Here is a 21,011-nt window from a genome sequence, read left to right on the forward strand (position 1 = left end):
CCGGTTCCACGAGGTATCCAGCCCCCAGCACCATGAAGACCGCTCTGCCGAACTCGACCGACGCCGTGCACGCGGGCGTGCTCCGCCAGCGCCCCTCCCACACCCTCGCGCCTGCGATCGCGCAAACGGCGACCTACACCTTTGCGAACACGGCGGACCTCGAGCGCTATTTCGCCGGAGGCGACGCGGATCCCGAGCGCCAGGAGTACGGCCGTTACGGCAACCCCACCGTGCGCGAGGTCGAGCAGCGCATCGCCGCGCTCGACCGCGCGGAGGACGCCCTGCTCTTCGCGAGCGGGATGGCGGCGGTGACGACCACGGCGTTCGCGCTCCTCAAGGCGGGCGACCACGTCATCCTGTTCCGCGACGTGTACCGCCGCACGCGGCAGTTCGTGATCAACGTGCTCTCGCGGCTCGGCGTCGAGCACACGCTGATCGACCCGGGCGCGTTCGATCAGCTCGAGGCGGCCATCCGGCCGCGCACCCGCTTCGCGCTCAGCGAGTCGCCGACGAACCCTTACCTCCACTGTATCGACCTGTCCCGCTTCGCCGAGATCTGCAAGAAGGCGCGGGTGAAGACGGTCGTCGACGCGACGTTCGCGACCCCCTTCAACTCCGACCCGATCGGCCGTGGCATCGACCTCGTGGTCCACAGCGCCAGCAAGTACCTGTCCGGCCACAACGACGTCCTGGGCGGCGCGGTCTCCGGATCGAGCGCGCTGATCTCGCTGATCCGCGACATGCGGAGCGTCCTCGGGAGCATCATGGATCCCCACGCCGCGGCGCTGATCGGGCGCGGGATGAAGACGCTCGCGCTCCGCGTCGAGCGGCAGAACGCGACCGGGCTCGCCGTGGCGCGCGCGCTCGAGGCGCACCCCGCGGTGGAGCGGGTGTTCTACCCGGGGCTCCCGTCGCACCCGGATCACAAGGTCGCGGCCGAGCAGATGCGCGGCTTCGGCGGCGTCGTGAGCTTCACCGTGCGCGGCGGGCGAGAGGCGGCGTCGCGCGTCGTGGACGGCACGCGCATCGCCGCGATCGCCCCGAGCTTCGGCGGCGTGGAGACGCTCATCGAGCAGCCCTGCATCATGAGCTTCCACGAGCTGAGTGACGAGCAGCTCGCGGCGATCGGCATCTCCCCCGCGCTGATCCGCCTGTCGGTCGGCATCGAGGAGACCGAGGACGTCGTGAGGGACGTCCTTGGCGCGCTCGACGCGCTCGGCGGGGCCTAGCCCCCGAGCTTCTTCAGCTTCCGCTGCAGCGTCCGCCGGTCGATCCCGAGCAGCTTCGCCGCGGTGGCCACCACGCCGCCCGACTCCCGGAGCGCGGCGCGGATCGCCTCGCGCTCGAGATCGTCGAGCTTCAGGCTCCCCGGCGGCGGCGTCGGCGCCGTCGAGGCCGAGGGCGGGGGCCGCTGGCGATCCCGGAGGCTCGCGGCCTCGCGCAGCAGCTTGTCCGCGTCGACGGGCTTGCTGAGCAGCGTGTCGGCGCCCTCGCGCATCGCCGCCACCGCGAGCGGGATGTCCCCGAACCCGGTCAGCATCACGATCGCCGCCTCGGGCTGCAGCTTGCGGTACTGGGCGAGCGCGCTGAGCCCGTCGCCGCGCGGCATGCGGTAGTCGATGACCACGAGGTCCACTGGCTCGTACTCGAGCGCCACGAGCCCCTCGTCGATCGTCGCCGCCGTCCTCGCCACGACCCCGCGGCGGCGCAGCGCGCCCTGCAGGGTGGTGCGGAACGCGTCGTCGTCGTCCACGAGGAGCGCCGTCTCGATCCGTCGCGTCATCTTCACCTCAGGCGGCCCCGGAGCGCTTCAGCGCGCCGGGGAGATCCGCGTCCATGGGGTCCGTGCTCCCGTCGAGGCGGAGGCGCAAGGTCGCCTTCGCGCCGCCGGTCTCGACGCTCTCCATGCGCAGCACCGCGTTCATGCGGGAGGCCATCATCGAGCTGATGTAGAGCCCGAGCCCCATGCCTCCCTGCTCCATCTTCGTCGTCTGGAACGGCTCCCCGAGCCGCCCGGCGATGTCGGGGTTGAGCCCCGGCCCGCTGTCGGAGACCGCGATCTCGCAGACGTCGCCGCGCTCGACGACGCTCACCTCGATCCGCTGCTCGGCCGAGTCGGCCGTCGCCTCGGCGGCGTTGGCGAGCAGGTTGACGAGCACCTGGCAGAGCGCCGGCCGCAGCACGTCCGCCTGCACCGGCCGCGGCGTGTCGAACGCGAGCGCGCCGCGGTAGCCGAGCCGCGCGAGCTCGACCTTCGCCAGGTCGCGCACGAAGCGGGTGAGCTCCAGCGGCTCCATCCGCTGATCGAGCCGGATCTGGCCGCGCATCAGCCCGATGATGTCGCTCGCGCGCCGCGCCTCGCCGGCCACGGTCTCGGCCATGCGCGCCGCGTCCTCGGAGCCCGTCTCGCGGGCCACGTCGACGAGGTCCTTGCTCGCGAGGAGGATCGTCGCGAGCGGCGTGCTGAGCTCGTGCGACATCCCGCCGACCATGCGCCCGAGCATCGCCAGCCGCTCGTTCCGCTGGCTCTGCTGCCGGAGCTCCTCGAGCCTGTGCGCGTAGACGACGACGAAGAAGCCGAGGAACAGCGTCAGCGACGTGAGCGACACGAGGTCGCCGAGCCGCCGGATGCGCTCGCCGCCGAGCGGCGCCGCGTCGAGCGGCAGCGGCGTCGCGTACGTGAGCACGGCGATGGCGGCCAGCGTCAACAAGCCCACGAGCACGGTCGTGCGCCGCGGGCAGAGGAGGCCGGAGAGGGCGATGTGGAAGGCGAGGAAGACGGCGAAGGGGTTCGCCAGCCCGCCCGAGAACCAGAGCATCCAGGCGTTGGCGATCACGTCGCCGACGAGCTGGGCCCGCGCGTGATCCTGCGCGGGCTCGCGCGCCGAGGGCTCGCCCCCGTCCGGCCGGCGCGCGCGCCGGACCCGGAAGGTCCAGGCGACGTTGGCCGCCGCGATCGCGGCGATGCCGACGATCAGCGGAGCGAGCCCGAGGTCGGGGACGAGCTTCCTGCCCGCGACCGTGGTCGCGATCATCCCCGCGATCGCCCCCCACCGCAGCTGGATCAGCCACCTGTCGGCGGTGTCCCAGGACGGGGGCTTCGGCCCGGAGAGCAGGATCGCGAGCCGCCGGCGCGCCGCAGGGGGCGCGCTGCTCTTGGCGGGGTCGTGCCCTGCGTCAAGCGACCATGGCTGGAAGGAGGAGTGCATCCGCGCGCGGGCAGGGGGGCTTTCCAGGGCGCGGTCGAGGCGTCCGGCGTCCATCCCGGAGCAGCCTTCCGACGTGGCCTTGCATGCGCTCCCTTGTACCGCGCACGAAAGCCGCGAGCACGCGCGAGGTGCGCCCGGGCCCACATCCGGGGGGTGTCAGGAAAAACCCCAGCGAATACAGCGACTTGGAATTGTTGTCTGGGTTACGTTCGGCCTCGCGCCGGCGGGGCGCTCGGCCCCGGGCCGGTCACTTGGCCTCTTCGGCTCCGTTGCCGTGCGCGCCGTGCGCGGGCGGCGGCGGCGCCTTCTGTGCCCGCTTCATCCTCCAGTCGTCGGCGGCGCGCTTGCCGTCGAACGGCGCCTTGATGTCCGCCGGCCGCTCGGCCTCGATCCCCTCGGCCCGGCCGCGGTTGGCCGTGTCGAACATGGTGAAGCCGATGAAGATCGCCAGGAAGATGAGCGACGACGCGAAGATCAGGGTGTGGAACTTATGGTCCCACTTGAGGTGCATGAAGATGAGCGCCACGACGCCCGCCTTCGTCGTCGCGATGAGGATCGCGATCGCCAGGTTGGCCGCGCCGAGGTCGACGTAGCTCGCGCCCACGGTGACGACCGTGAGCACGAGCAGCGCGAGCCACGTGGCGATGTAGACCTTGAGCGGCAGGACGTGAGGCACGTGGTCTGCGCCGTGACCGTGGCCGTGCCCGTGCCCGTGCGCGCCGGCTGCTTCTGCGTGTGTCGACATGCTGTCCTCTCGGCCTCAGCCCACCAGGTAGAGCAGGGGGAAGAGATAGATCCAGATGAGGTCGACGAGGTGCCAGTACAGCCCCACCCCTTCGACCGGCGAGTAGTAACGGCTCGAGAACTCACCGCGCAGGTTGCGGATGAGGATCCAGGTGATGAGCCCCATCCCGATGACGACGTGCAGCCCGTGGATGCCCGTCATCATGAAGTAGATGGCGAAGAACGTCCCCGCGTGGGCCGTGGTGAAGCCCTGGGCGGTGAAGTACTTCCCGGGCAGGAGGCCGTCGTGGAACTTGTGCTGGTACTCGAAGTACTTGATCACAAGGAACACGGCCGCGCAGAGCAGGGTCACCACGAGCAGCCGGGTGGTGGTCTTCTGGTCGCTCCTCTGCGCAGACCGGACGGCGAGCGCCATCGTCAGGCTGGAACAGATGAGCACGATCGTGTTGATGCCGCCCATCACCTTGTCGAGGTGATGGTGGGCTTCCACGAACGAGTCGAAGAACCAGCCCCGGAAGATGGCGAACGCGCAGAACAGCCCGCCGAAGAGCAGGATCTCCGTGACCAGGAAGAGCCAGATGCCCATCCTGCCGGCGTCGAACTGCGTGTCGGCGGAGTCGAAATGATGGGCGACGTGGAAGTCGGCAGACAGGGCCGAGCCTGCCTTGTTCGGCCGGTCGGCGGCCTCGGCGTGCGCGCTCATGCGTTCTCCGTGTTGAAGTCGTAGGCGCCCTTGGTCACGACCGGGGTGCGGACGAAGTTCTCGGTGATGGGCGGGGAGGCGGTGGTCCATTCGAGGCTGAGCCCGCCCCAGGGGTTCGCCGGCGCCGGAGCGCCGGAGCGCAGCGACTTGATGAAGCAGATGAGCATCACGAGGAAGCCGAGGCCCAGGATCCACGAGCCCACGGTCGAGAAGGCGTGCAGCGGCTGGAACTGGTCCAGGTAGTTGTAGTAGCGGCGCGGCATCCCGCGGCTACCGAGGACGAACTGCGAGAAGAACGTCACGTTGAAGCCGACGAAGATGAGCGCGCAGGCGACGGCGGCGAGCTTCTCCGAGTACATCTTCCCCGTGATCTTGGGCCACCAGTGGTGGAGCCCGCCCATGAAGGCGATGACGGTGCCGCCCACCATCACGTAGTGGAAGTGCGCGACCACGAAGTACGTGTCGTGCAGGTGCAGGTCGACGCTGAGCATCCCGAGGAAGATGCCGGTGAGCCCGCCGATCGAGAAGAGGATGAGGAACGACAGCGCGTAGAGCATCGGCGCGTTGAAGCTGATCGAGCCGCGCCAGAGCGTGGCGGTCCAGTTGAAGACCTTCACCCCGCTGGGGATGGCGACGAGGAAGGTCAGGAACGAGAACATGATCGCCGCGAACTCGCTCTGGCCCGAGGTGAACATGTGGTGGCCCCACACGAGGAAGCCGACCAGGGCGATGGCGATGCTGGAGAACGCGATCGCCTTGTAGCCGAAGATCCTGCGCCGCGCGTGGACCGAGATGAGCTCGCTGATGATGCCCATGCCCGGCAGGATCATGATGTAGACGGCCGGGTGGCTGTAGAACCAGAAGAAGTGCTGGTAGAGCACCGGGTCGCCGCCGAGCGCCGGGTCGAAGATGCCGATGTGGAACGCGCGCTCCGCGATGAGCAGGAGGAGCGTGATGCCGAGGACCGGCGTGGCGAGGATCTGGACGATGCTCGTCGCGTAGATCGCCCAGAGCATGAGCGGCATCTTGTACCAGCCCATCCCGGGCGCCCGGAGCTTGTGCATCGTGACGATGAAGTTCAGCCCCGTGAGCACGCTGGAGAAGCCCAGGATGAACACGCCGAACGTGACGCTCAGGACCGACGTCGTGGTCACCGTGCTCGAGTACGGCACGTAGAACGTCCAGCCGGTGTCGATGCCGCCCGTGACGAGCGACGACAGCGTGAAGAGGGCGCCGATCCAGTAGAGGTACAGGCTGAGGAGGTTCAGCTTGGGGAAGGCGACGTCCTTCGCGCCGATCATGATCGGCAGGAGGAAGTTGCCGAGCGCGCCGGGGATGCTCGGGATGATGAACAGGAACGTCATCACGGCCCCGTGGAGCGTGAACATCTGGTTATAGGTGTTCGCGCCCATGATCGTCTCCTTCGGCGTCAGGAGCTCGAGCCGAAGGACCAGCGCGAACACCCCGCCCATGGCGAAGGCGATGAACGTGCTGATGAGGTACATCAGGCCGATCCGCTTGTGATCGACCGTGGTGAGCCACGACATGATCCCGCTCTTGGCCCGGATGTAGTCCGCTCCGTGGCCGGCGTCGGGCGCCGTATTGACGTCGAGGGTTGTTACGGTCTGCGACATGACTGCTTCTCCTCGGCGCTCACTTCACCGACTTCAGATAAGCGATGAGCGCGTCCACTTCTTTGTCCTTGAGGAGCCCCTTGAACGACGGCATCACCGGCGGATAGCCGCGCACGACCTGGCCGCCGGGGTTGAACAGGCTCTCGCGGAAGTAGTTCTCGTCCACGACGACCTTGGCCCCGTCCGTGAGCTCCTCCTCGCGGCCGAAGAGCCCCTTGAGCGACGGGCCCTGGATGCGCGTGCCGTCGAGCGAGTGGCAGGTCGCGCAGCTCCTCTTGGCGAAGAGCAGCTTGCCGAGCTCCTCGGGCGGCAGGTCGCTGTTGTTGTTGCCCTCGAGCCACTTCTCGAAGTCCGATTGCTCCAGCACCTTGACGGTGGCCAGCATGTCGGAGTGACCGGAGCCGCAGTACTCGGTGCACAGGAGCACCGTCTCCCGCGTCTCTGTCGCCTCGAACCACAGCGACGTGTACGAGCCCGGGACCACGTCCTGCTTCACGCGGAACTCCGGGATGTAGAAGCTGTGGAGGATGTCCTTCGAGCTCATGATGAGCCGCACCGGGCGCCCCCGCGGCACGGCGAGCTCGTTCACGGTCGTCGTCCCGTCGGGGTAGGTGAACGTCCACATGTACATCTCGCCCGTGACGTTGATCTCGTAGGACTCGGCCGGCGCGACGGAGGCGTGCACGTAGCCGCGCATGCCCACGAAGAAGAGCGCGATCACGATGGCGAGCGGGATCAGCGTCCACACGACCTCGACCGTCGTGCTGTGGTCGATGGGGCTCGTCTTGTCGTGCTCGCCGCGCCGCTTGTACTTGATGGCGAAGAGCACCGTCGCCCCCGTCACCAGGATGAAGAAGACGACGGAGACCCAGTAAGCCGCAGCCCAGCCGGCGTCGACGTGCTCAGCGAGCGTCGAGCCCTGGCGGGGCAGCCAGAAGGAGCCGAGTTCGATCGGGTTTTTCATCACCATAGTTGTGGCTCCGCCACCTTGTATCTAGGAAGCCTCGTTTACGCGCTCCCTCGTGCGGGAGCGTTCAGTCCGCCAGAAGCGAATGAGCCAGAGCCCGATGAGCACGACGGTGACGGCGCCGGACGCCATCATCAGCCGCCTCGTCGCCAGGACGTACCCTCGGGCGTTGGGATCGTAATGGAAACAGAACAAGAGCACCCGATCCCAGGCGCTCCCGACCTGCCCGCTGCCCGCTTCGCGCAGCGCGAGGCCGAAGTTCTTCTGCGGGAAGGAGATGCCGTACAGCGTGCGCGACAGGCGCCCGTCGGGCGTGAAGACGAACGCGCCCGCCGCGTGTGCGTACTGCTTGGTCGTCTCGTCCCACCGGTAGTGGAAGCCCACCGCGTCGGCGAGCGCGCGCACCGACGCCTCGTCTCCGACGAGGAAGTCGAAGCCGTCGCCGGTGACCGGCTTGCCGTACGCCTCGATGTAGTTCGCCCGCTTCTTGCGCGCTGCTTCGGGCGTGTCGCGGGGGTCGAAGCTGACGACGAGGGCGCGGTACTCCTTGCCCGCTGTCCAGGCGCTCTCCTTCATGGCCTGGAGCACGCCGTTCAGGACCAGCGAGCACAGCATCGGGCACTCGAAATAGCCGAGCACCAGGACGAGGGGCTTGTCGCCCGCCGCGTACCTGGCGAGCTCGACCTCCTGCCCCGACTGGTCGCGGAGCCGGAGCTTCTGCGGAAGCAGAGCTCCCGGCCGCTCCTCGATGTCGATGCCGGCGAGCTCCGTCGGAATGGTCGTGTCCGCGGCTCGCGCGCTCCGCGCCGGGGTGACCGTGGCCACCACGAGCGCGAGAACGGCGAGCAGGGCAGACAGCGGGCGGGACATCACTGCTCCGGAGCGGGGGTCGCCGGGGCCGCCGGCTTGGGCGCCGCGCCTGCAGGCGCGGCGGCGTCGGCGGGCTTGGCGGGCTTCACGGCGTCGGCGGGCTTGGCCGCCTCGGCGGGCTTCGCGGGCGTGGCCGCCTCGGCGGGCTTGGCGGCGTCCGAGGGCTTCGCCGCGTCCTTGTCGCCCGGCTTCGCTGCGCCCTCGCCCTTCGGCGCCTCGCCGGCGGCGGCGGCGCCCTCGTCGGGCTTCGCCGCGCCGTCCGCGGGCTGCGCGGGCTCGGTCGTCGCGGCGGGGGCGGCCGCGGTCCTCACGCGCTTCTCCTGGTAGTCCTTCAGGGTGAGCGCGACGGCCTGATCGATCGGGATGCGGACGACGCCCTTCTTCTCGTCAGCCCACTGGTAGTGGCTGAGCCGCTCCTTCTCCCAGGCCCGCAGGCTGCGGACCCCGCTGCTCGGCGGCTCCAGCACCTTGCTCGAGATCTCCCGCTCCATCGTCGCCTTGAAGACCTCGTTGACGAAGAGCACGGTCGCCACGATCGAGAGCAGCGTGGCGATCACGATCACGAAGATGAGCGAGTTGTTCGGTCGATCCACCTCGGCCTGGGCCTCGGCGTGATCGGTCGCTGTGTTGTCGGTGGCTTCGCTCATGGCCGGCTCCTTACGGGTTGTCGATCCGAGCCGCTTCGGCAAGGTGAGGGTCGTTCAGGGGATACAGCGGGCTCTTGGCCGCCTGGAGCGCGAGCATCCAGGCCCCGACGCCCAGCGGGCCGAGCAAGCCGGCGAGATCGATCCAGCTCAGGTGCGCGCCGTGGTGATCCACGTTCGGCATGACGAGCCAGTAGAGGTCGACGTAGTGCATCACGAGGAGGAGCACCGAAGACGCGCCGAGCACGAGCGGGCTCCGCTTCGCGTGCCGCGAGAGGAGGACGAGGAACGGAACGACGAAGTGCCCGAACAGCAAGGCCAGGCTCACGACCTTCCACGAGCCCTCCCAGCGGTGGTGGTAGAAGATCGTCTCCTCCGGGATGTTCGCGTACCAGATCAGGATGAACTGCGAGAACGCGATGTAGGCCCAGAAGATCGTGAAGCCGAAGAGCAGCTTGCCGATGTCGTGCTGGCGCTCGACGTTGCTCACCTTGCGCAGGAGCCCCGCCTTGTGGAGCGCGATCGTGATCAGCGCGAGCGCCGAGAGGGAGCTCGTGGCCGCGCCGGCGAACACGTAGACGCCGAAGATCGTCGAGTACCAGTGCGGGTCGATGCTCATCAGCCAGTCGAACGCCGCGAACGAGATGGTCAGGGCGAAGACGATGACGGCCGGGGCCGCCCCGGCGCGCATCCTCGCGGTGGGCCGGAAATCGGCGCTCTTGTCCTGCGCGCGGGAGGTCTTGATGAACCAGAGCGCGAGGCCCGCCCACGCCGCGAGGAACACCGCCGCGCGGATGTAGAAGAAGGTCGGGTTCAGGTAGGGCGCCTTCTGGTGGAGCACATGATCGTTCGCCGCGTCGGGCCCCATCCAGTGATGGTAGATGTCGTGGGCGAGCACCGCGACCGGGAGGAAGAGCACGATGCAGGCGGGCAGGACGCCGCTCATCCACTCCATGTGGCGGCGCGCGGCCGCCGACCAGCGCGCGCGGGTCAGGTGCTGGATGATCACGAAGAACAGCGCGCCGAGCCCGATCGTCACGAGCCACGTGAAGCCGGTGAGGTACGAGAACGCAAAGCGCTTCGCGTCGGAGACCGCCGCCGCCGCCGAGAGCGCCACGCCGACGATCGCCAGCACCATGCTCCCCGAGACGAGCCGCTTCGCGACCGCCGGATCGAGGACCTTCGTGTCCTCGGCCAGAGCACTTCCGTGGGACTTCATGGAGTTCCGCTCTCCTTCGCGATGTTGCCCCGCTGGGCCTCGGGCACGTCGTCGACGCGCGCGTGCTGGCTGTGCTGCAGCACGCGCACCCACGTGACGATCGCCCACCGGTCCTTGACCGGGATCTGCTTCCGATAGGACGGCATGTTGCGCACGCCGTGCGTGATGACGTTGAAGATCTCGCCGTCGGGCAGGCCGAGGGCCCGGTCGGACGCGAGGTCGATGGGGGGCGGGTACCCGCGCTTCACCACCATGCCCTGGCCGCTCCCGCTCTGGTCGTGGCACGGCGCACAGTAGATGTTGAAGCGATCCTGGCCGCGCCGGATCACCGCCTCATCGACGGTGATGGGCGCGAACGCGAGGAACGTCTCGCCGTCCTTGCCGGTGCGGTAGGCCTCGCTCTCGTCGAGCGCTCCCTGGGCCACCGTGCCTTCGACGATCGGCCGCATCGCCCGCCCGTCGGGGAACAGGCGGGTGCCCTCCTCCGGCTGGAACTTGGGCTGCCAGTCCATGTCTCCGAAGATGTGGAGCGGCGGATCGCTGCTCGCCTGTCCGCGGCAACCTGCCAGGACGACGAGGAGAGGAATGCACCAGCGCTTCACGAGGAGACCTCCCTGATGCCCTGGGCGCCGAGGCGCTGGAGGAGGTTGCGCGTCTCCGTGGAATCGAACTTCGGGTCGCTCGCCTCGACGCTGATGAAGAAGGCGTCGTCGGTCGCCCGCGGGAACGAGGGGTGCGTCATGGTGGGGTGGAACAAGGTGGGCAGGCGCCCGAGCGCGAAGAGCCCGAAGAAGCACGTGAGCGCCGCGACGAGGACCGTGAGCTCGAAGAAGATGGGGATGAAGGCCTGGTACGAGAACGACGGCTTGCCGCTGATGATGAGCGGATAGTCGTAGTACTGGGTGTACCAGGCGAGCGCGATGGCGCTGGCGAGCCCCGCCGCCCCGCCGCCGAGCACGAGCCAGGGCAGCGGAGACGGCTTGAGCCCCATCGCCTTCTCCAGCCCGTGCACGGGGAACGGCGTGTGCGCGTCGAAGCGGCTGTACCCGGCGTCCCGGAGCGCCTCGCACGCGTGGAAGATGTCCTTCGGGGTCGTGAAGTAGCCCATCACCCCGAACAGGGCCGACTCCCCGTCCGCCTCCTGCTCGGCCTTGCGCTCCAGCTTGCGCTCGATCGCGAGCGCGGCCTGTCCGTGCGGCCCGCTCTCGCGGGGCTCGTCGTACTCCGCGTCGTCCTCGGGCACGTGGCCCTGCGGCTTGATGTCGGGCTGGCTGTCGCGCGCGGGGTCCTTGAGCGCCCGTGCCTCCTCGGCCGAGGCAGGCTTCCCGGAGCGCTTCTGGCGTCGGGCATCGCTGTTACGCTGCATGATGAGCCTCGTCGTTGCTGTGCGAGCCGTGAGGATCGGCCGCCGCCGTGACCCCCTTCACCTCGCTGATCGCGACCATCGGCAGGTAGCGGACGAACAGCAGGAAGAGCGTGAAGAAGAGGCCGAACGAACCGAAGAACGTCGAGATGTCCCAGATGGTCGGGCGGAAGTAGGTCCAGCTCGAGGGGAGGAAGTCGCGGTGGAGGCTCGTCACGATGATGACGAAGCGCTCGAACCACATCCCGATGTTGACCAGGATCGAGATGATGAACATCGCCGGGATGCTGGTGCGCACCTTCTTGAACCAGAAGAGCTGCGGGAAGATCACGTTGCAGCTCACCATGGTCCAGTAGGCCCAGGCGTACGGGCCCAGGATGCGGTTCCGGAAGGCGAACTGCTCGTAGCCGTTGCCGCTGTACCAGGCGATGAAGAGCTCCATCCCGTACGCGTAACCGACCATGGTGCCGGTCGCGACGATGACCTTGTTCATGTTCTCGAGGTGCCGCATCGTGATGAGCCCCTCGAGACCGAACGCCTTGCGCGCGAAGACCATCAGCGTGACGACCATCGCGAACCCGCTGAAGATGGCGCCGGCGACGAAGTACGGCGGGAAGATCGTCGTGTGCCAGCCGGGGATGATCGAGACGGCGAAGTCGAACGACACGATCGTGTGCACGCTGAGCACGAGCGGCGTCGAGAGCCCGGCGAAGATCAGGTAGGCCTTCTCGTAGTGGAGCCAGTGGCGGTGCGAGCCGCGCCAGCCGAGGCTGAGGATCCCGAAGACGATCTGCTTCGTCCGGGTCGTGGCCCGGTCGCGCATCGTGGCGAGATCAGGGACGAGCCCGACGAACCAGAAGAGGGTCGAGACCGTCGCGTACGTCGAGACGGCGAACACGTCCCAGAGCAGCGGGCTCTTGAAGTTCGGCCAGAGGCTCATCTGGTTCGGGATCGGGAACAGCCAGTGGGCGAACCAGATCCGGCCCAGGTGGGCCACCGGGTAGATGGCGGCGCACGCGACCGCGAAGATCGTCATCGCCTCCGCGGCGCGGTTGATGCTCGTCCTCCACTTCTGGCGGAAGAGGAAGAGGATGGCGCTGATCAGCGTGCCGGCGTGGCCGATACCGACCCAGAACACGAAGCCGGTGATGTCCCACGCCCAGTTGACCGTGGTGTTCAGCCCCCAGATACCGATACCGGTCCCGACGAGGTGAACGAGCGAGCCGGCGAGGATGAAGAGGATGCTGATGGCAAGGCACAGCAGGACGAGCCACCCGGGGGGGCGCTTGCTGAGGACGATGCCCGAGATCTTGTCGGTGAGAGAGCGGAAGTCGTCCTTCCCCTGCACGAGCGGCGCCTCGTCCAAGAGGGCGGCGCGGTCCGAGAGCCGGGGGTGATCGACCTGGAGGGGTGCTGTGGCGCTCATGCGTCGGCGAGCTCCGGGTTCTTGTTGCGGATCTTGGCGAGGTAGGTGACCCGCGGCTTGGTGTTGATCTCGTCCAGCAATCTGTAACCGCGCGGGCTAGCGGACGTGGCGGCCACCTGGCTCTTGGGGTCGTCGAGGTCGCCGAAGACGATGGCCTGCGTCGGGCAAGCGCCCTGGCACGCGGTCACGATCTCGCCGTCCTTGATGTGCTCCCGCCCCTCTCGCTTGGCGTCGATCTTGGCGTGGTTGATCCGCTGCACGCAGAAGGTGCACTTCTCCATGACGCCCCGCGATCGAACGGTGACGTTGGGGTTGAACTGCATCTTCCGCTCCTCCGAGTCCGGCTGGCCGTACTCGAGGAAGTTGAAGCGGCGGACCTTGTAAGGGCAGTTGTTGGCGCAGTACTTCGTGCCGACGCACCGGTTGTACGCCATGTCGTTCAGCCCCTCGGGGCTGTGCGTCGTGGCGGCGACCGGGCAGACCTGCTCGCACGGCGCGTTCTCGCAGTGCTGGCAGGGGAGCGGCTGCGAGATGCTCTCCGGCTCGTTCGGGTCCGTGCCCTGGAAGTAGCGGTCGATCCGGAGCCAGTGCATCTCGCGGGTCTGCCGCACGCCGTCGGCGCCGACGACCGGGATGTTGTTCTCGGCCTGGCAGGCGACGACGCACGCGTTGCAGCCGAGGCAGGCGTTGAGGTCGATGGTCATGCCCCAGGCGTGCCCCTGCCGCCGGTTCGGCTCCTTGAACAGGCTGAGGAGCGGCGGCACGTGGACCTGCTTCTGGGCGAACTCCGCGTCCTTCTGGAACTCGGCGAGCGTCCCCTCCCGCGCGAGCGGGCGGCCCTCCATCACGAAGTGCTCCTGGGTGCGCGCGAGCTCGACGACCTCGCCGGTCTTCTCCAGCGAGAAGCCGCCGGCGAGCTCGAAGGCGTCGCTCTTCCGCAGCGGGGTCGTGTCGACGCCGACGCCATGGCCGACCCGGAGCCGCGCGCGCCGCCCCTGGCCGACGGTGATGCCCACCGAGTCGTCGGCCTGCCCCGGCGCGACGAGGACGGGGATCCGCACCGACGCGCCGCTGCCCGTCAGCGTCACGACGTCGCCGTCCTTCAGGCCGAGCCGCGCCGCCGTCGAGGGCGAGAGGTTCGCGGCGCTGCCCCAGGTGAGCTTCGTCATCGGGTGGGGCAGCTCCTGGAGCCACCCGTTGTTCGCGAACCGGCCGTCCCACGCGTGCACGTCGGGCCGGAAGGTCACCTCCAGGCCCTCGCCCACGGCGGGCGCGAACGCGCGCAGCGCCTCGATCGCGCCCTGCGCCGCGGCGGCCACCTGCTCGTCCGCGAACTGACTGCCCGCGATGAGCCCGTCGTGCAGCGCGCGGCGGAACTCGTCCTCGGTGCGCTTCGCGCCCTCGGCGGTCAGCCAGGTCGCCCGCACCAGCTCGTACGCCGTCCGCGAGCCGCCGAGCAGGAGCTCGATGACCTCGGCGTCGGTCCTGCCGCCGAAGAGCGGCGCGATGAGCGGCTGCGCGACGCTGGCCGTCCCGTCCTCCGCCCGCACGTCGCTCCACGACTCCAGCGGGTGGGCGCGGTTCAGGTGCCATTTGGTGCGCTCGCTCGTCTCGTCGACGTGCGTCGAGACGTGCACGCTCGCGGGCACCTTGGCGAGCGCGTCGGCGAAGCGCGCGTCCGCGGGCGCGTCGAAGGCCGGGTTGCCGCCCAGGATGATCAGCGTCTCGACCTCGCCCTTCTCGATGGAGTGCGCGAGCTCGACGAGCGCCTCGGGGCCCTCGCGCGCGTCGTCGAAGGGCGCGACGAGCCGGACCGCCTTGCCCGTGTTGTCGAGCGCGAGGTTGATGAGGTGCACGAGCCCGTGGACCTCCTTCGGCAGCGAGCGCCCGGCCACGACAGCGCCCTGGCCCCGGTTGGCGGCGAGGTCGGCGGCGATGGCGGCGACGTGCCGGGTCGCCTTGGCGTCGAGCCCCTCCGATTTGCCCTCGAGCGCGTTGAGCAGCTGCGGGTCGAGCGCGACCCCGCGCTTGCCGAGCTCGGCCGCGAGGGCGAAGGCGAAGGCGGGGATCTTGCGGCTCTGGATGCGGAGCCGGTGATCCGCGGCCGCGCCGGTGATCGTGAAGGCGCTCTCGACGGCGTAGAGCCGGTTCATCGCCTTCGGGTCCTTGTCGACCGCGCGGCCCGCCGCGAACGCGCGCCCCTGCTTGAGCGGGCTGCCGTCGGAGGCGAACAGGTCGGCGTCGAGCGCGACGATCACGCGCGCCTTCGTCAGGTCGAGCGTGGTCTCGAGCGGCTTGCCGAACGCGAGCCGCGCGCCCTCACGCGCGGCGTCGCGCGAGAAGGGCTCGTACCGGACGACGCGCGCCTCCGGCAGCGTCTTGCGGAGATCGGCGAGGCGCGCGGCCAGCGTCGGCGACCGGTGCGCCTCGGTCAGGATCGTGAGCCCCTTGCCGCCGCGGCCGCGGAGCTTGTCGCCCTCGGTGCGGAGGAACGCCGCGGCGTCGTCCCAGGACTTTTCGTTCGCGCCCTCGCGCGGCGATTTGCTGCGATCGGGATCGTAGAGGTCGAGGACCGCGGCCTGGGTATAGAGGGTGGTGCCGCCGAGGCTCTCGGGGTGCTTCGGGTTGCCCTCGATCTTGGTGGGCCGCCCCTCGTGGCTCTCGACGATGACGCCGAAGGCCGTGCCCATCATCGGCAGCGCCGTCGCGAAGAACAGCGGCTTGCCCGGGATGACCTCCTCCGGCGTCCGCGAGTACGGCAGGATCTGCTCGACGGGCCGGCGGCAGCCCACGAGGCCACCGAGCGCGAGCGACGCGCCCATGAGGCTCAGGAACGTGCGCCGCCCGACGCCCTCCGGCGGCTCGAACGCGGCCGGCGGGAACTCGCGCCCGAGCGCGTCGACGAAGTCGGGCGAGCCGGAGAGCTCGTCCAAGCTGCGCCAGTAGGTCTTTCCAGAGAGGTCCTGGGCGAGGGGGAGGGGAGTTCGTTTACTCATCGGTGGCACCCCGAGCAGTGAAGCGGCGCTTGCACCTGCCGCCCGGAGGAAGTGACCGCTGGCACGCGATCGTTGTAAGGCTCGTGGCTCGCGGGGATGCCGGCGCCCGCCATGGCGGCCGTCGCGGGTGCCATATCCATCTTGGTGACGTCCGCGGGATTGCGGAGGTGGGGCCCCGGATCGCGGTGGCAGTCCAGGCACCATCCCATCGAGAGCGGCTGGACCTGCCGGACCTTGTGCATCTGGTCCACGCGGCCGTGACAGCTCACGCAGCCGACCCCTGCGGCCAGGTGGGCCGAGTGGTCGAAATAGGCGTAGTCAGGAAGGTTGTGGACGCGCACCCAGGGGATGGGTTGATCCGTCGCCCAGCTCTCCTGCACGAGGAGGAGCTTGTCGCTGTCCCGCCGCACCTTGGCATGACAGTTCATGCACGTCTCGGTGGGGGGAACCGCGGCGAAGCTGGATACCTCTACTGTGCTGTGACAGTAGCGGCAGTCGATGCCGAGGTCGCCGGCGTGCAGCTTGTGGGAATAGTCAACCGGTTGATCCGGCTGATACCCGACCTCGAGATGTTTGTTGGTACCGTAGTACCAGAATCCGCCGATCACAGCGGTGCCGAGGGGCAGGACTCCGAAGAGCAGCCCCAGCGGAACCACTTTGTTGGCCCATCGTGGGAACAGGAACCGAGCCATAGGGTTGTGGTGGGCGTCGGAAGGACGCGCGGGCGCAGTTATGGCTTGCTGGCGGGGTGCGACAAGACGGCAAAGTGCCGCGTGACCGTGGCAGATTGCCGCTGTGGGTAATTGAGGCTCCACGCCGCGGCAGGTCGCCGCGGGGGTGCGGCAGGTTGCCGCGGGCGCAGGCATCCGTCCTTACGATACGGGAACGAACTGGATGCGCCGCCGGATCGAAAAATTCTCGAAACGCCGGCGCCGGCCGGGGAACGTTCCGGGGAAGCCGGGGGAAGCCGGGGAAAGGGGAGGGCTGGCGAGCGAGGGGCCGCCGGCCGCGCCGGGGCCGCCTGCCCGGGGGCGCTCAGAACACCGGCGTGAACGTGCGTGGGGCCTTCTTCTTCCGGAGGCAGCGGGTCGCCCTGTTCATGTAGCAGACGGTGAACGCTCGCCTCGGCTGGCCGCTCCGGTTCACGGCGGAGCAGTGCCAGAGGTAGTTGTGGATCAGCAGGGCCTCGCCCGCGCGCGCCGGCAGCGCGATCTTGCGGGCGTCCGCGTCGGCCGCGCGTACGCGGTCGGCCGGAATGACGCCGCCGAGCGGCGTCGCGAGCCCGTCGATGTGGCTGCCTTCCAGCACCTCCACGCAGCCGCCGCCGGCGGGCGCGTCGTCGAGCGCGGTCCAGATCTGCAGCTCGGGGTCGCGATCGAGCCCCCAGTAGCTGCCGCCGTCCTGGTGCCAGGGCAGCGGCGTCCCTCCGGACGCGGGCTTGTTGAAGAGCACGGCCCGGTAGATGGAGACCTCTCCGTCGATGAGCGCGCGCGCGATCCTCTCGAAGAGCGGGTTCTCGATCCAGGCGAGGAACAGCGGGTCCTTCTCGAGCTTCTCGAGCTTCCGGTACGACGTGCTCGGCCCCTGGTAGCCCTTGCCGTACGGCAGATCCTCGTAGCGGCCCGACGCGGCGTCGTGCTGGAAGAAGAGCCCGGGGTACGTGACGCGCCCGAGCATCAGGTCATCCGAGCGCGCGCGCAGCGCCGCGAGCCCCGCGTCGGTCATCACGCGCCCGAGGCGGGCGTGGCCGCGGGCGGCGTAGTCGGTCAGGGGGCCCGCGAGATCGAGGTCCCTGGCCCCGGGCAGCAGGAGATCGATCATCGCGCGTAGCTCGCGTCGGTGCCCAGGTGATCGCGGTAGAGCGCGTCCATGCGCCGCGCCGCCTCCTCCGAGAGCGGGCGCCCGACGGCGTCGGCCGCCGCGTCGAGGTGCTCTGCCCGGACCGGGCCGACCAGGATGGAGTCGACGACGTCCCGCCCCGCGAGCCAGGCGTACGACAGCGAGAGCAGGCTCATTCCTTCGTCCGCCGCCACCGCGGCGTAGCCGGCCGCGAGCTCGAACATGCGCCTGCTCCAGTACCGGCGCTGGTAGAGGCCGTTGCGCTCGAAGCGCGAGCCCGCCTGCGTCGCCTCCGGCCCCGCGTGCCGCCCCGTCAAGAGCCCGCCGGCGAGCGGGTTGTACACCGCGGTGGCCAGCGCGTACCGCCGCGCGAAGGCGGCGTACTCGACGTCGAGCTGGCGGATCAGCGCGTTGTAGAGCACCTGAGAGACGGCGGGGCGCGGCGCCCCGACGGCGTCGCGGCGCGCGATGATCTCCAGGATCTGCCACGACGCGAAGTTGCTGACCCCGTACTGCAGGATCTTCCCCTGCTCGAGCAGGGCGTCGATCGCCGACAGCGTCTCCTCGACGGGCGTCTCCGGGTCCGGCGCGTGGAGATAGCAGACGTCGACGCGGTCGGTGCCGAGGCGCGCGAGGCTCTCCTCGACGGCGCGGATCACGCGCTCGCGCCCGAGGCCCTCGGGCCTGCCCCGGACGCGGCGCAGGCCGACCTTGGTGGCGATCTGCGCCTCGGCCCGGCGGCCCCGGAGCGCCCGGCCGAGGATCCGCTCGGACGCGCCGTCCTGGTAGAGGTTGGCCGTGTCGAACGCGGTGATCCCTCGCTCGAGCGCGCGCAGGGTGATGCGCTCGGCCTCCTCGGGCGGCGTGCGGCCGCCGAAGTTCATCGTGCCGACGAGGATCGCGGGCGGCGCGCCCGGCCGCCGCTTCGCCGTCATTCCCGCCCTCACGTCGTCTGCCTTCACGTCAGGCGCCACGCCCTGCTCCTCACGCCCGCGCGACGAGGAGCGCGAGCACGTACACGATCAGCCATACGAGCCACAGGGTGCTCGTCCGCCGCCACCCCAGCCGGAAGCCGTACATCGGCGCGAGCGGCGGCACCACCAGCGCGACGAGCCCGCGCCAGCGCGGCTGGCTCCGGAGCGCGAGCCGCGCGGCCAGCGCGACGTGGGTGGTCACCCAGGCGGCGAACGAAAGGACGAGCGTCGCGGTCGCCGCGATATCCTTCACGGGGCGAAGCCTAGCGTCGCCGGCGCGCCTCGCCTCTGGAAAACGGCGACCCTGGGCAGCGCGGTGACCTCCCGGCGCGGCCCGCGCCCCCGCTCTGTCGCGCTACCAAATCCGGGCTAAGCTTGGCCCGTGCCTCTGCGCAACATGCCGTGGTTTCGTCCGGATTCCTTCCTCTTCGCGCGCGCCGCCCCGCTCGCGACCCGCGGCGCGAGGGCGATCGCGCGCGCCGCCCGCGCCGTCGTCGACCGCGACGGCCGCCTCATCCCCCTGAGCCTGCTCGCCGGCGCGGCGTGCAGCGTCGGCGTCGGCATCGGCGCGGCCCGAGCGATCTCCGCTCCGCCCGATACGTTGCCGCTCTCCGAGGTGAAGCCGGGCATGAAGGGGTACGGCCTCACCGTCTTCTCCGGCACCACGCCCGAGAAGTTCGACGTCGAGGTCATCTCGACGCTCCGCAATTTCCGGCCGAACCAGGACCTCGTCCTCGTCAAGACGCAGCACCCGCGCCTCGAGGTCGCGCGCACCGTGGCGGGGATGAGCGGCAGCCCGATCTACCTGAACGGCAAGATGATCGGCGCCTACGCGTACGGCTGGCTCTTCGGCGCGGAGGCGATCGCCGGCGTCACCCCGATCAAGTCGATGCTCGACGAGCTCGCGCGGCCGCTCCCGCGCGGGATCGCCCCGAAGGTCGGCGGCCCGCTGCCCGCCCCGGTGAGCCGCGCCGGTGGTGCGACGCCGCCGCGCGCCGCCGCGCCGGCCCGCCTGCACGGGAGCCGCGGCTTCCTGGGGGCCGTCGACGCCTACGACCTCGCCGGCCACGCCAGCCAGATCGCCGCGCGCGTCGCGCCGTCGCTCGCCCCGCCCGAGTCGACGGGCCTCGCGCGCGCCTCGACGCCGGTGATGCTCGGCGGGCTCGGCGGGACGTCGCTGCGCATCGCGAGCGATCTGCTCGGCCCCATGGGGCTCGATCCGATGCAGGCCGGCGGCGGCTCGTCCGCGAGCCCGGAGCCGGGCGCGCCGACCAGGTACGTCGACGGGGGGGCGATCGGCGTCGAGCTCGTGCGCGGCGACATCTCCGCGATGGGCATCGGCACGGTCACGCGCGTGTCGGGCGACAAGCTGGTCGCGTTCGGCCACCCGATGATGAACGGCGGCGTCACGAACCTCCCCGCCGCGATCGCGCGGGTCCACTGGATCCTCGCGAGCCAGAACCGGAGCTTCAAGATCGGCGAGGCGGTGCGGCCCCTGGGCACGCTGGTGAACGATCGGCAGGCCGCGATCGTCGTCGACAGCTCGGCGAAGGCGCCGGTCTTCCCGATGCGCGTCCAGATCGACGGCGTGGACGGCGCGCCGCACCCGACGTGGAACGTCGAGGTCGCGCACGATCAGTTCCTCGCGCCCGCCTTCGTCTCGATGGCCGTCGGCAACGCCGTCGAGGCGACGACGGCCGAGCGGCGCGACATGACCTGGCGGGCGGTGAGCCAGGTGAAGATCGGGCGCTACGGCACCATCTCGCTCGTCGACTTCGGCGCCGGCAACGGCACCCCGCTCAGCAGCGACGATTTCGTCCGCAGCCGGCTCGTCCGGGCGATGGGGGCCCTGCTCAACAACCCCTGGGAGGACGTCTCGATCGAGCGTGTCGACACCCGCGTGAAGGTCACCTTCGACCGCGAGGTCGTGCTGCTGCGCGGCGCGAAGGTGCTCGAGCCCGAGATCGAGGCAGGCGCGCCCGCGCGGATCCGCCTGGATCTCCAGCCTCATCAGGGCCCCATCGAGTCGCGCGTCATCGAGGTGCCGGTGCCGCGCGAGCTCGCCGGCGGCCGGGTGGACATCGATCTCGCGCCCGGCTACGAGGTGGAGCGCCCGATGGCGACCCCGAACAACGTCGCCGAGCTCGTGGCGATGCTGCCGAGCCAGACCCACGACGCGGAGAGCGTCGTCGCGACGTTCCGGCTCCGGGAGAACGGCGCGGCGTACCGCGGCAAGGTCGCCTCGCGGCTCCCCCCGGGCGCGATGGACACGCTGCGCCCGACCTCCGCGTCCGACGCGCCCGAGACCTTCGGCGCGCAGGTGCAGGTGCCGGTGCGCCTCAAGCGCTTCCTGGTCGGGAAAGACTCCGTGAGCGTCACGGTCCGGCCTATCCTCCGCTGAGCCCGCCGGTCTCCCGCCTCCC

At 69.9% G+C, this 21,011-nt stretch carries 19 protein-coding genes; 2 read left to right on the plus strand and 17 right to left on the minus strand.

Annotation, left to right across the window (positions count from 1 at the left end):
- The first annotated feature begins 32 nt into the window (after window positions 1-32).
- A complete protein-coding gene (locus ACSRUE_RS10560; protein WP_441290890.1) occupies window positions 33-1,229 on the plus strand; it encodes a trans-sulfuration enzyme family protein in 1,197 nt (398 codons plus the stop codon).
- Here ACSRUE_RS10560 and ACSRUE_RS10565 read toward each other — a convergent pair.
- The 17 genes from ACSRUE_RS10565 to ACSRUE_RS10645 all read right to left on the minus strand — a co-directional run bounded on the left by ACSRUE_RS10565 (window position 1,226) and on the right by ACSRUE_RS10645 (window position 18,841).
- The gene (locus tag ACSRUE_RS10565) at window positions 1,226-1,783 is read right to left on the minus strand and encodes a response regulator transcription factor (protein ID WP_441290891.1); all 558 of its coding nucleotides are present in this window, start codon (window positions 1,781-1,783) and stop codon (window positions 1,226-1,228) included. The two genes, ACSRUE_RS10560 and ACSRUE_RS10565, sit on opposite strands and share 4 nt — an antisense overlap.
- Window positions 1,784-1,790: 7 nt before the next feature.
- Window positions 1,791-3,263, minus strand: coding sequence for a sensor histidine kinase (locus ACSRUE_RS10570; protein WP_441290892.1), 1,473 nt, complete (start codon window positions 3,261-3,263; stop codon window positions 1,791-1,793).
- A 193-nt stretch (window positions 3,264-3,456) separates the two neighbouring features.
- On the minus strand, window positions 3,457-3,954 hold the full coding sequence (locus ACSRUE_RS10575) for a cytochrome C oxidase subunit IV family protein (RefSeq protein WP_441290893.1): 498 nt from the start codon (window positions 3,952-3,954) through the stop codon (window positions 3,457-3,459).
- A gap of 15 nt (window positions 3,955-3,969) precedes the next feature.
- Window positions 3,970-4,656 carry a cytochrome c oxidase subunit 3 family protein gene (locus tag ACSRUE_RS10580; protein ID WP_441290894.1) on the minus strand — a complete coding sequence of 229 codons (687 nt, stop codon included), beginning with the start codon at window positions 4,654-4,656 and terminating at the stop codon, window positions 3,970-3,972.
- Entirely contained in the window at window positions 4,653-6,290 is a 1,638-nt protein-coding gene (ctaD, locus tag ACSRUE_RS10585; RefSeq protein ID WP_441290895.1) for a cytochrome c oxidase subunit I, read from the minus strand. Before ctaD ends, ACSRUE_RS10580 begins: the two co-directional genes overlap by 4 nt.
- Before the next feature lie 19 nt (window positions 6,291-6,309).
- Window positions 6,310-7,254: a cytochrome c oxidase subunit II gene (gene coxB, locus ACSRUE_RS10590; RefSeq protein WP_441290896.1), complete on the minus strand. Its 945-nt coding sequence runs from the start codon at window positions 7,252-7,254 to the stop codon at window positions 6,310-6,312.
- Window positions 7,255-7,284: 30 nt separating this feature from the next.
- Window positions 7,285-8,127: an SCO family protein gene (locus ACSRUE_RS10595; protein WP_441290897.1), complete on the minus strand. Its 843-nt coding sequence runs from the start codon at window positions 8,125-8,127 to the stop codon at window positions 7,285-7,287.
- Window positions 8,127-8,774 carry a hypothetical protein gene (locus tag ACSRUE_RS10600; RefSeq protein WP_441290898.1) on the minus strand — a complete coding sequence of 216 codons (648 nt, stop codon included), beginning with the start codon at window positions 8,772-8,774 and terminating at the stop codon, window positions 8,127-8,129. The genes ACSRUE_RS10595 and ACSRUE_RS10600 overlap by 1 nt, the downstream gene beginning before the upstream one ends.
- Window positions 8,775-8,784: 10 nt before the next feature.
- Entirely contained in the window at window positions 8,785-9,990 is a 1,206-nt protein-coding gene (locus tag ACSRUE_RS10605) for a hypothetical protein (protein ID WP_441290899.1), read from the minus strand.
- A complete protein-coding gene (locus tag ACSRUE_RS10610; protein ID WP_437763993.1) occupies window positions 9,987-10,592 on the minus strand; it encodes a c-type cytochrome in 606 nt (201 codons plus the stop codon). Before ACSRUE_RS10610 ends, ACSRUE_RS10605 begins: the two co-directional genes overlap by 4 nt.
- Window positions 10,589-11,356, minus strand: coding sequence for a DUF3341 domain-containing protein (locus ACSRUE_RS10615; RefSeq protein ID WP_441290900.1), 768 nt, complete (start codon window positions 11,354-11,356; stop codon window positions 10,589-10,591). The genes ACSRUE_RS10610 and ACSRUE_RS10615 overlap by 4 nt, the downstream gene beginning before the upstream one ends.
- Complete coding sequence (nrfD, locus tag ACSRUE_RS10620) at window positions 11,346-12,779, minus strand: NrfD/PsrC family molybdoenzyme membrane anchor subunit (RefSeq protein WP_441290901.1); 1,434 nt, start codon at window positions 12,777-12,779, stop codon at window positions 11,346-11,348. The genes ACSRUE_RS10615 and nrfD overlap by 11 nt, the downstream gene beginning before the upstream one ends.
- Window positions 12,776-15,775: a TAT-variant-translocated molybdopterin oxidoreductase gene (locus ACSRUE_RS10625; RefSeq protein WP_441290902.1), complete on the minus strand. Its 3,000-nt coding sequence runs from the start codon at window positions 15,773-15,775 to the stop codon at window positions 12,776-12,778. The genes nrfD and ACSRUE_RS10625 overlap by 4 nt, the downstream gene beginning before the upstream one ends.
- Window positions 15,772-16,203 carry a cytochrome c3 family protein gene (locus tag ACSRUE_RS10630; RefSeq protein WP_441290903.1) on the minus strand — a complete coding sequence of 144 codons (432 nt, stop codon included), beginning with the start codon at window positions 16,201-16,203 and terminating at the stop codon, window positions 15,772-15,774. The genes ACSRUE_RS10625 and ACSRUE_RS10630 overlap by 4 nt, the downstream gene beginning before the upstream one ends.
- 607 nt (window positions 16,204-16,810) lie before the next feature.
- Complete coding sequence (locus ACSRUE_RS10635; protein WP_441290904.1) at window positions 16,811-17,596, minus strand: phytanoyl-CoA dioxygenase family protein; 786 nt, start codon at window positions 17,594-17,596, stop codon at window positions 16,811-16,813.
- Window positions 17,593-18,588 carry an aldo/keto reductase gene (locus tag ACSRUE_RS10640; RefSeq protein ID WP_437763999.1) on the minus strand — a complete coding sequence of 332 codons (996 nt, stop codon included), beginning with the start codon at window positions 18,586-18,588 and terminating at the stop codon, window positions 17,593-17,595. Before ACSRUE_RS10640 ends, ACSRUE_RS10635 begins: the two co-directional genes overlap by 4 nt.
- A 10-nt stretch (window positions 18,589-18,598) precedes the next feature.
- A complete protein-coding gene (locus ACSRUE_RS10645; RefSeq protein ID WP_012240189.1) occupies window positions 18,599-18,841 on the minus strand; it encodes a hypothetical protein in 243 nt (80 codons plus the stop codon).
- 129 nt (window positions 18,842-18,970) lie between these two features.
- Between ACSRUE_RS10645 and ACSRUE_RS10650 the strand changes: the two genes are divergently transcribed.
- Window positions 18,971-20,989: a SpoIVB peptidase S55 domain-containing protein gene (locus ACSRUE_RS10650; RefSeq protein ID WP_441290905.1), complete on the plus strand. Its 2,019-nt coding sequence runs from the start codon at window positions 18,971-18,973 to the stop codon at window positions 20,987-20,989.
- Window positions 20,990-21,011: the final 22 nt, after the last annotated feature.

The organism is Sorangium sp. KYC3313 (assembly GCF_052075895.1).
GTDB lineage: Bacteria > Myxococcota_A > Polyangia > Polyangiales > Polyangiaceae > Sorangium > Sorangium cellulosum_B.

What these genes read in the sequence shown, in the direction of transcription:
- ctaD (WP_441290895.1), bottom strand. Translation starts at nt 6,290, where the DNA reads ATGTCGCAGACCGTAACAACCCTCGACGTCAATACGGCGCCCGACGCC.
- nrfD (WP_441290901.1), bottom strand. Translation starts at nt 12,779, where the DNA reads ATGAGCGCCACAGCACCCCTCCAGGTCGATCACCCCCGGCTCTCGGAC.
- ACSRUE_RS10600 (WP_441290898.1), bottom strand. Translation starts at nt 8,774, where the DNA reads ATGAGCGAAGCCACCGACAACACAGCGACCGATCACGCCGAGGCCCAG.
- ACSRUE_RS10615 (WP_441290900.1), bottom strand. Translation starts at nt 11,356, where the DNA reads ATGCAGCGTAACAGCGATGCCCGACGCCAGAAGCGCTCCGGGAAGCCT.
- ACSRUE_RS10595 (WP_441290897.1), bottom strand. Translation starts at nt 8,127, where the DNA reads ATGTCCCGCCCGCTGTCTGCCCTGCTCGCCGTTCTCGCGCTCGTGGTG.
- ACSRUE_RS10560 (WP_441290890.1), top strand. Translation starts at nt 33, where the DNA reads ATGAAGACCGCTCTGCCGAACTCGACCGACGCCGTGCACGCGGGCGTG.
- coxB (WP_441290896.1), bottom strand. Translation starts at nt 7,254, where the DNA reads ATGAAAAACCCGATCGAACTCGGCTCCTTCTGGCTGCCCCGCCAGGGC.
- ACSRUE_RS10635 (WP_441290904.1), bottom strand. Translation starts at nt 17,596, where the DNA reads ATGATCGATCTCCTGCTGCCCGGGGCCAGGGACCTCGATCTCGCGGGC.
- ACSRUE_RS10570 (WP_441290892.1), bottom strand. Translation starts at nt 3,263, where the DNA reads ATGGACGCCGGACGCCTCGACCGCGCCCTGGAAAGCCCCCCTGCCCGC.
- ACSRUE_RS10565 (WP_441290891.1), bottom strand. Translation starts at nt 1,783, where the DNA reads ATGACGCGACGGATCGAGACGGCGCTCCTCGTGGACGACGACGACGCG.
- ACSRUE_RS10575 (WP_441290893.1), bottom strand. Translation starts at nt 3,954, where the DNA reads ATGTCGACACACGCAGAAGCAGCCGGCGCGCACGGGCACGGGCACGGC.
- ACSRUE_RS10630 (WP_441290903.1), bottom strand. Translation starts at nt 16,203, where the DNA reads ATGAACTGTCATGCCAAGGTGCGGCGGGACAGCGACAAGCTCCTCCTC.
- ACSRUE_RS10580 (WP_441290894.1), bottom strand. Translation starts at nt 4,656, where the DNA reads ATGAGCGCGCACGCCGAGGCCGCCGACCGGCCGAACAAGGCAGGCTCG.
- ACSRUE_RS10605 (WP_441290899.1), bottom strand. Translation starts at nt 9,990, where the DNA reads ATGAAGTCCCACGGAAGTGCTCTGGCCGAGGACACGAAGGTCCTCGAT.
- ACSRUE_RS10625 (WP_441290902.1), bottom strand. Translation starts at nt 15,775, where the DNA reads ATGAGTAAACGAACTCCCCTCCCCCTCGCCCAGGACCTCTCTGGAAAG.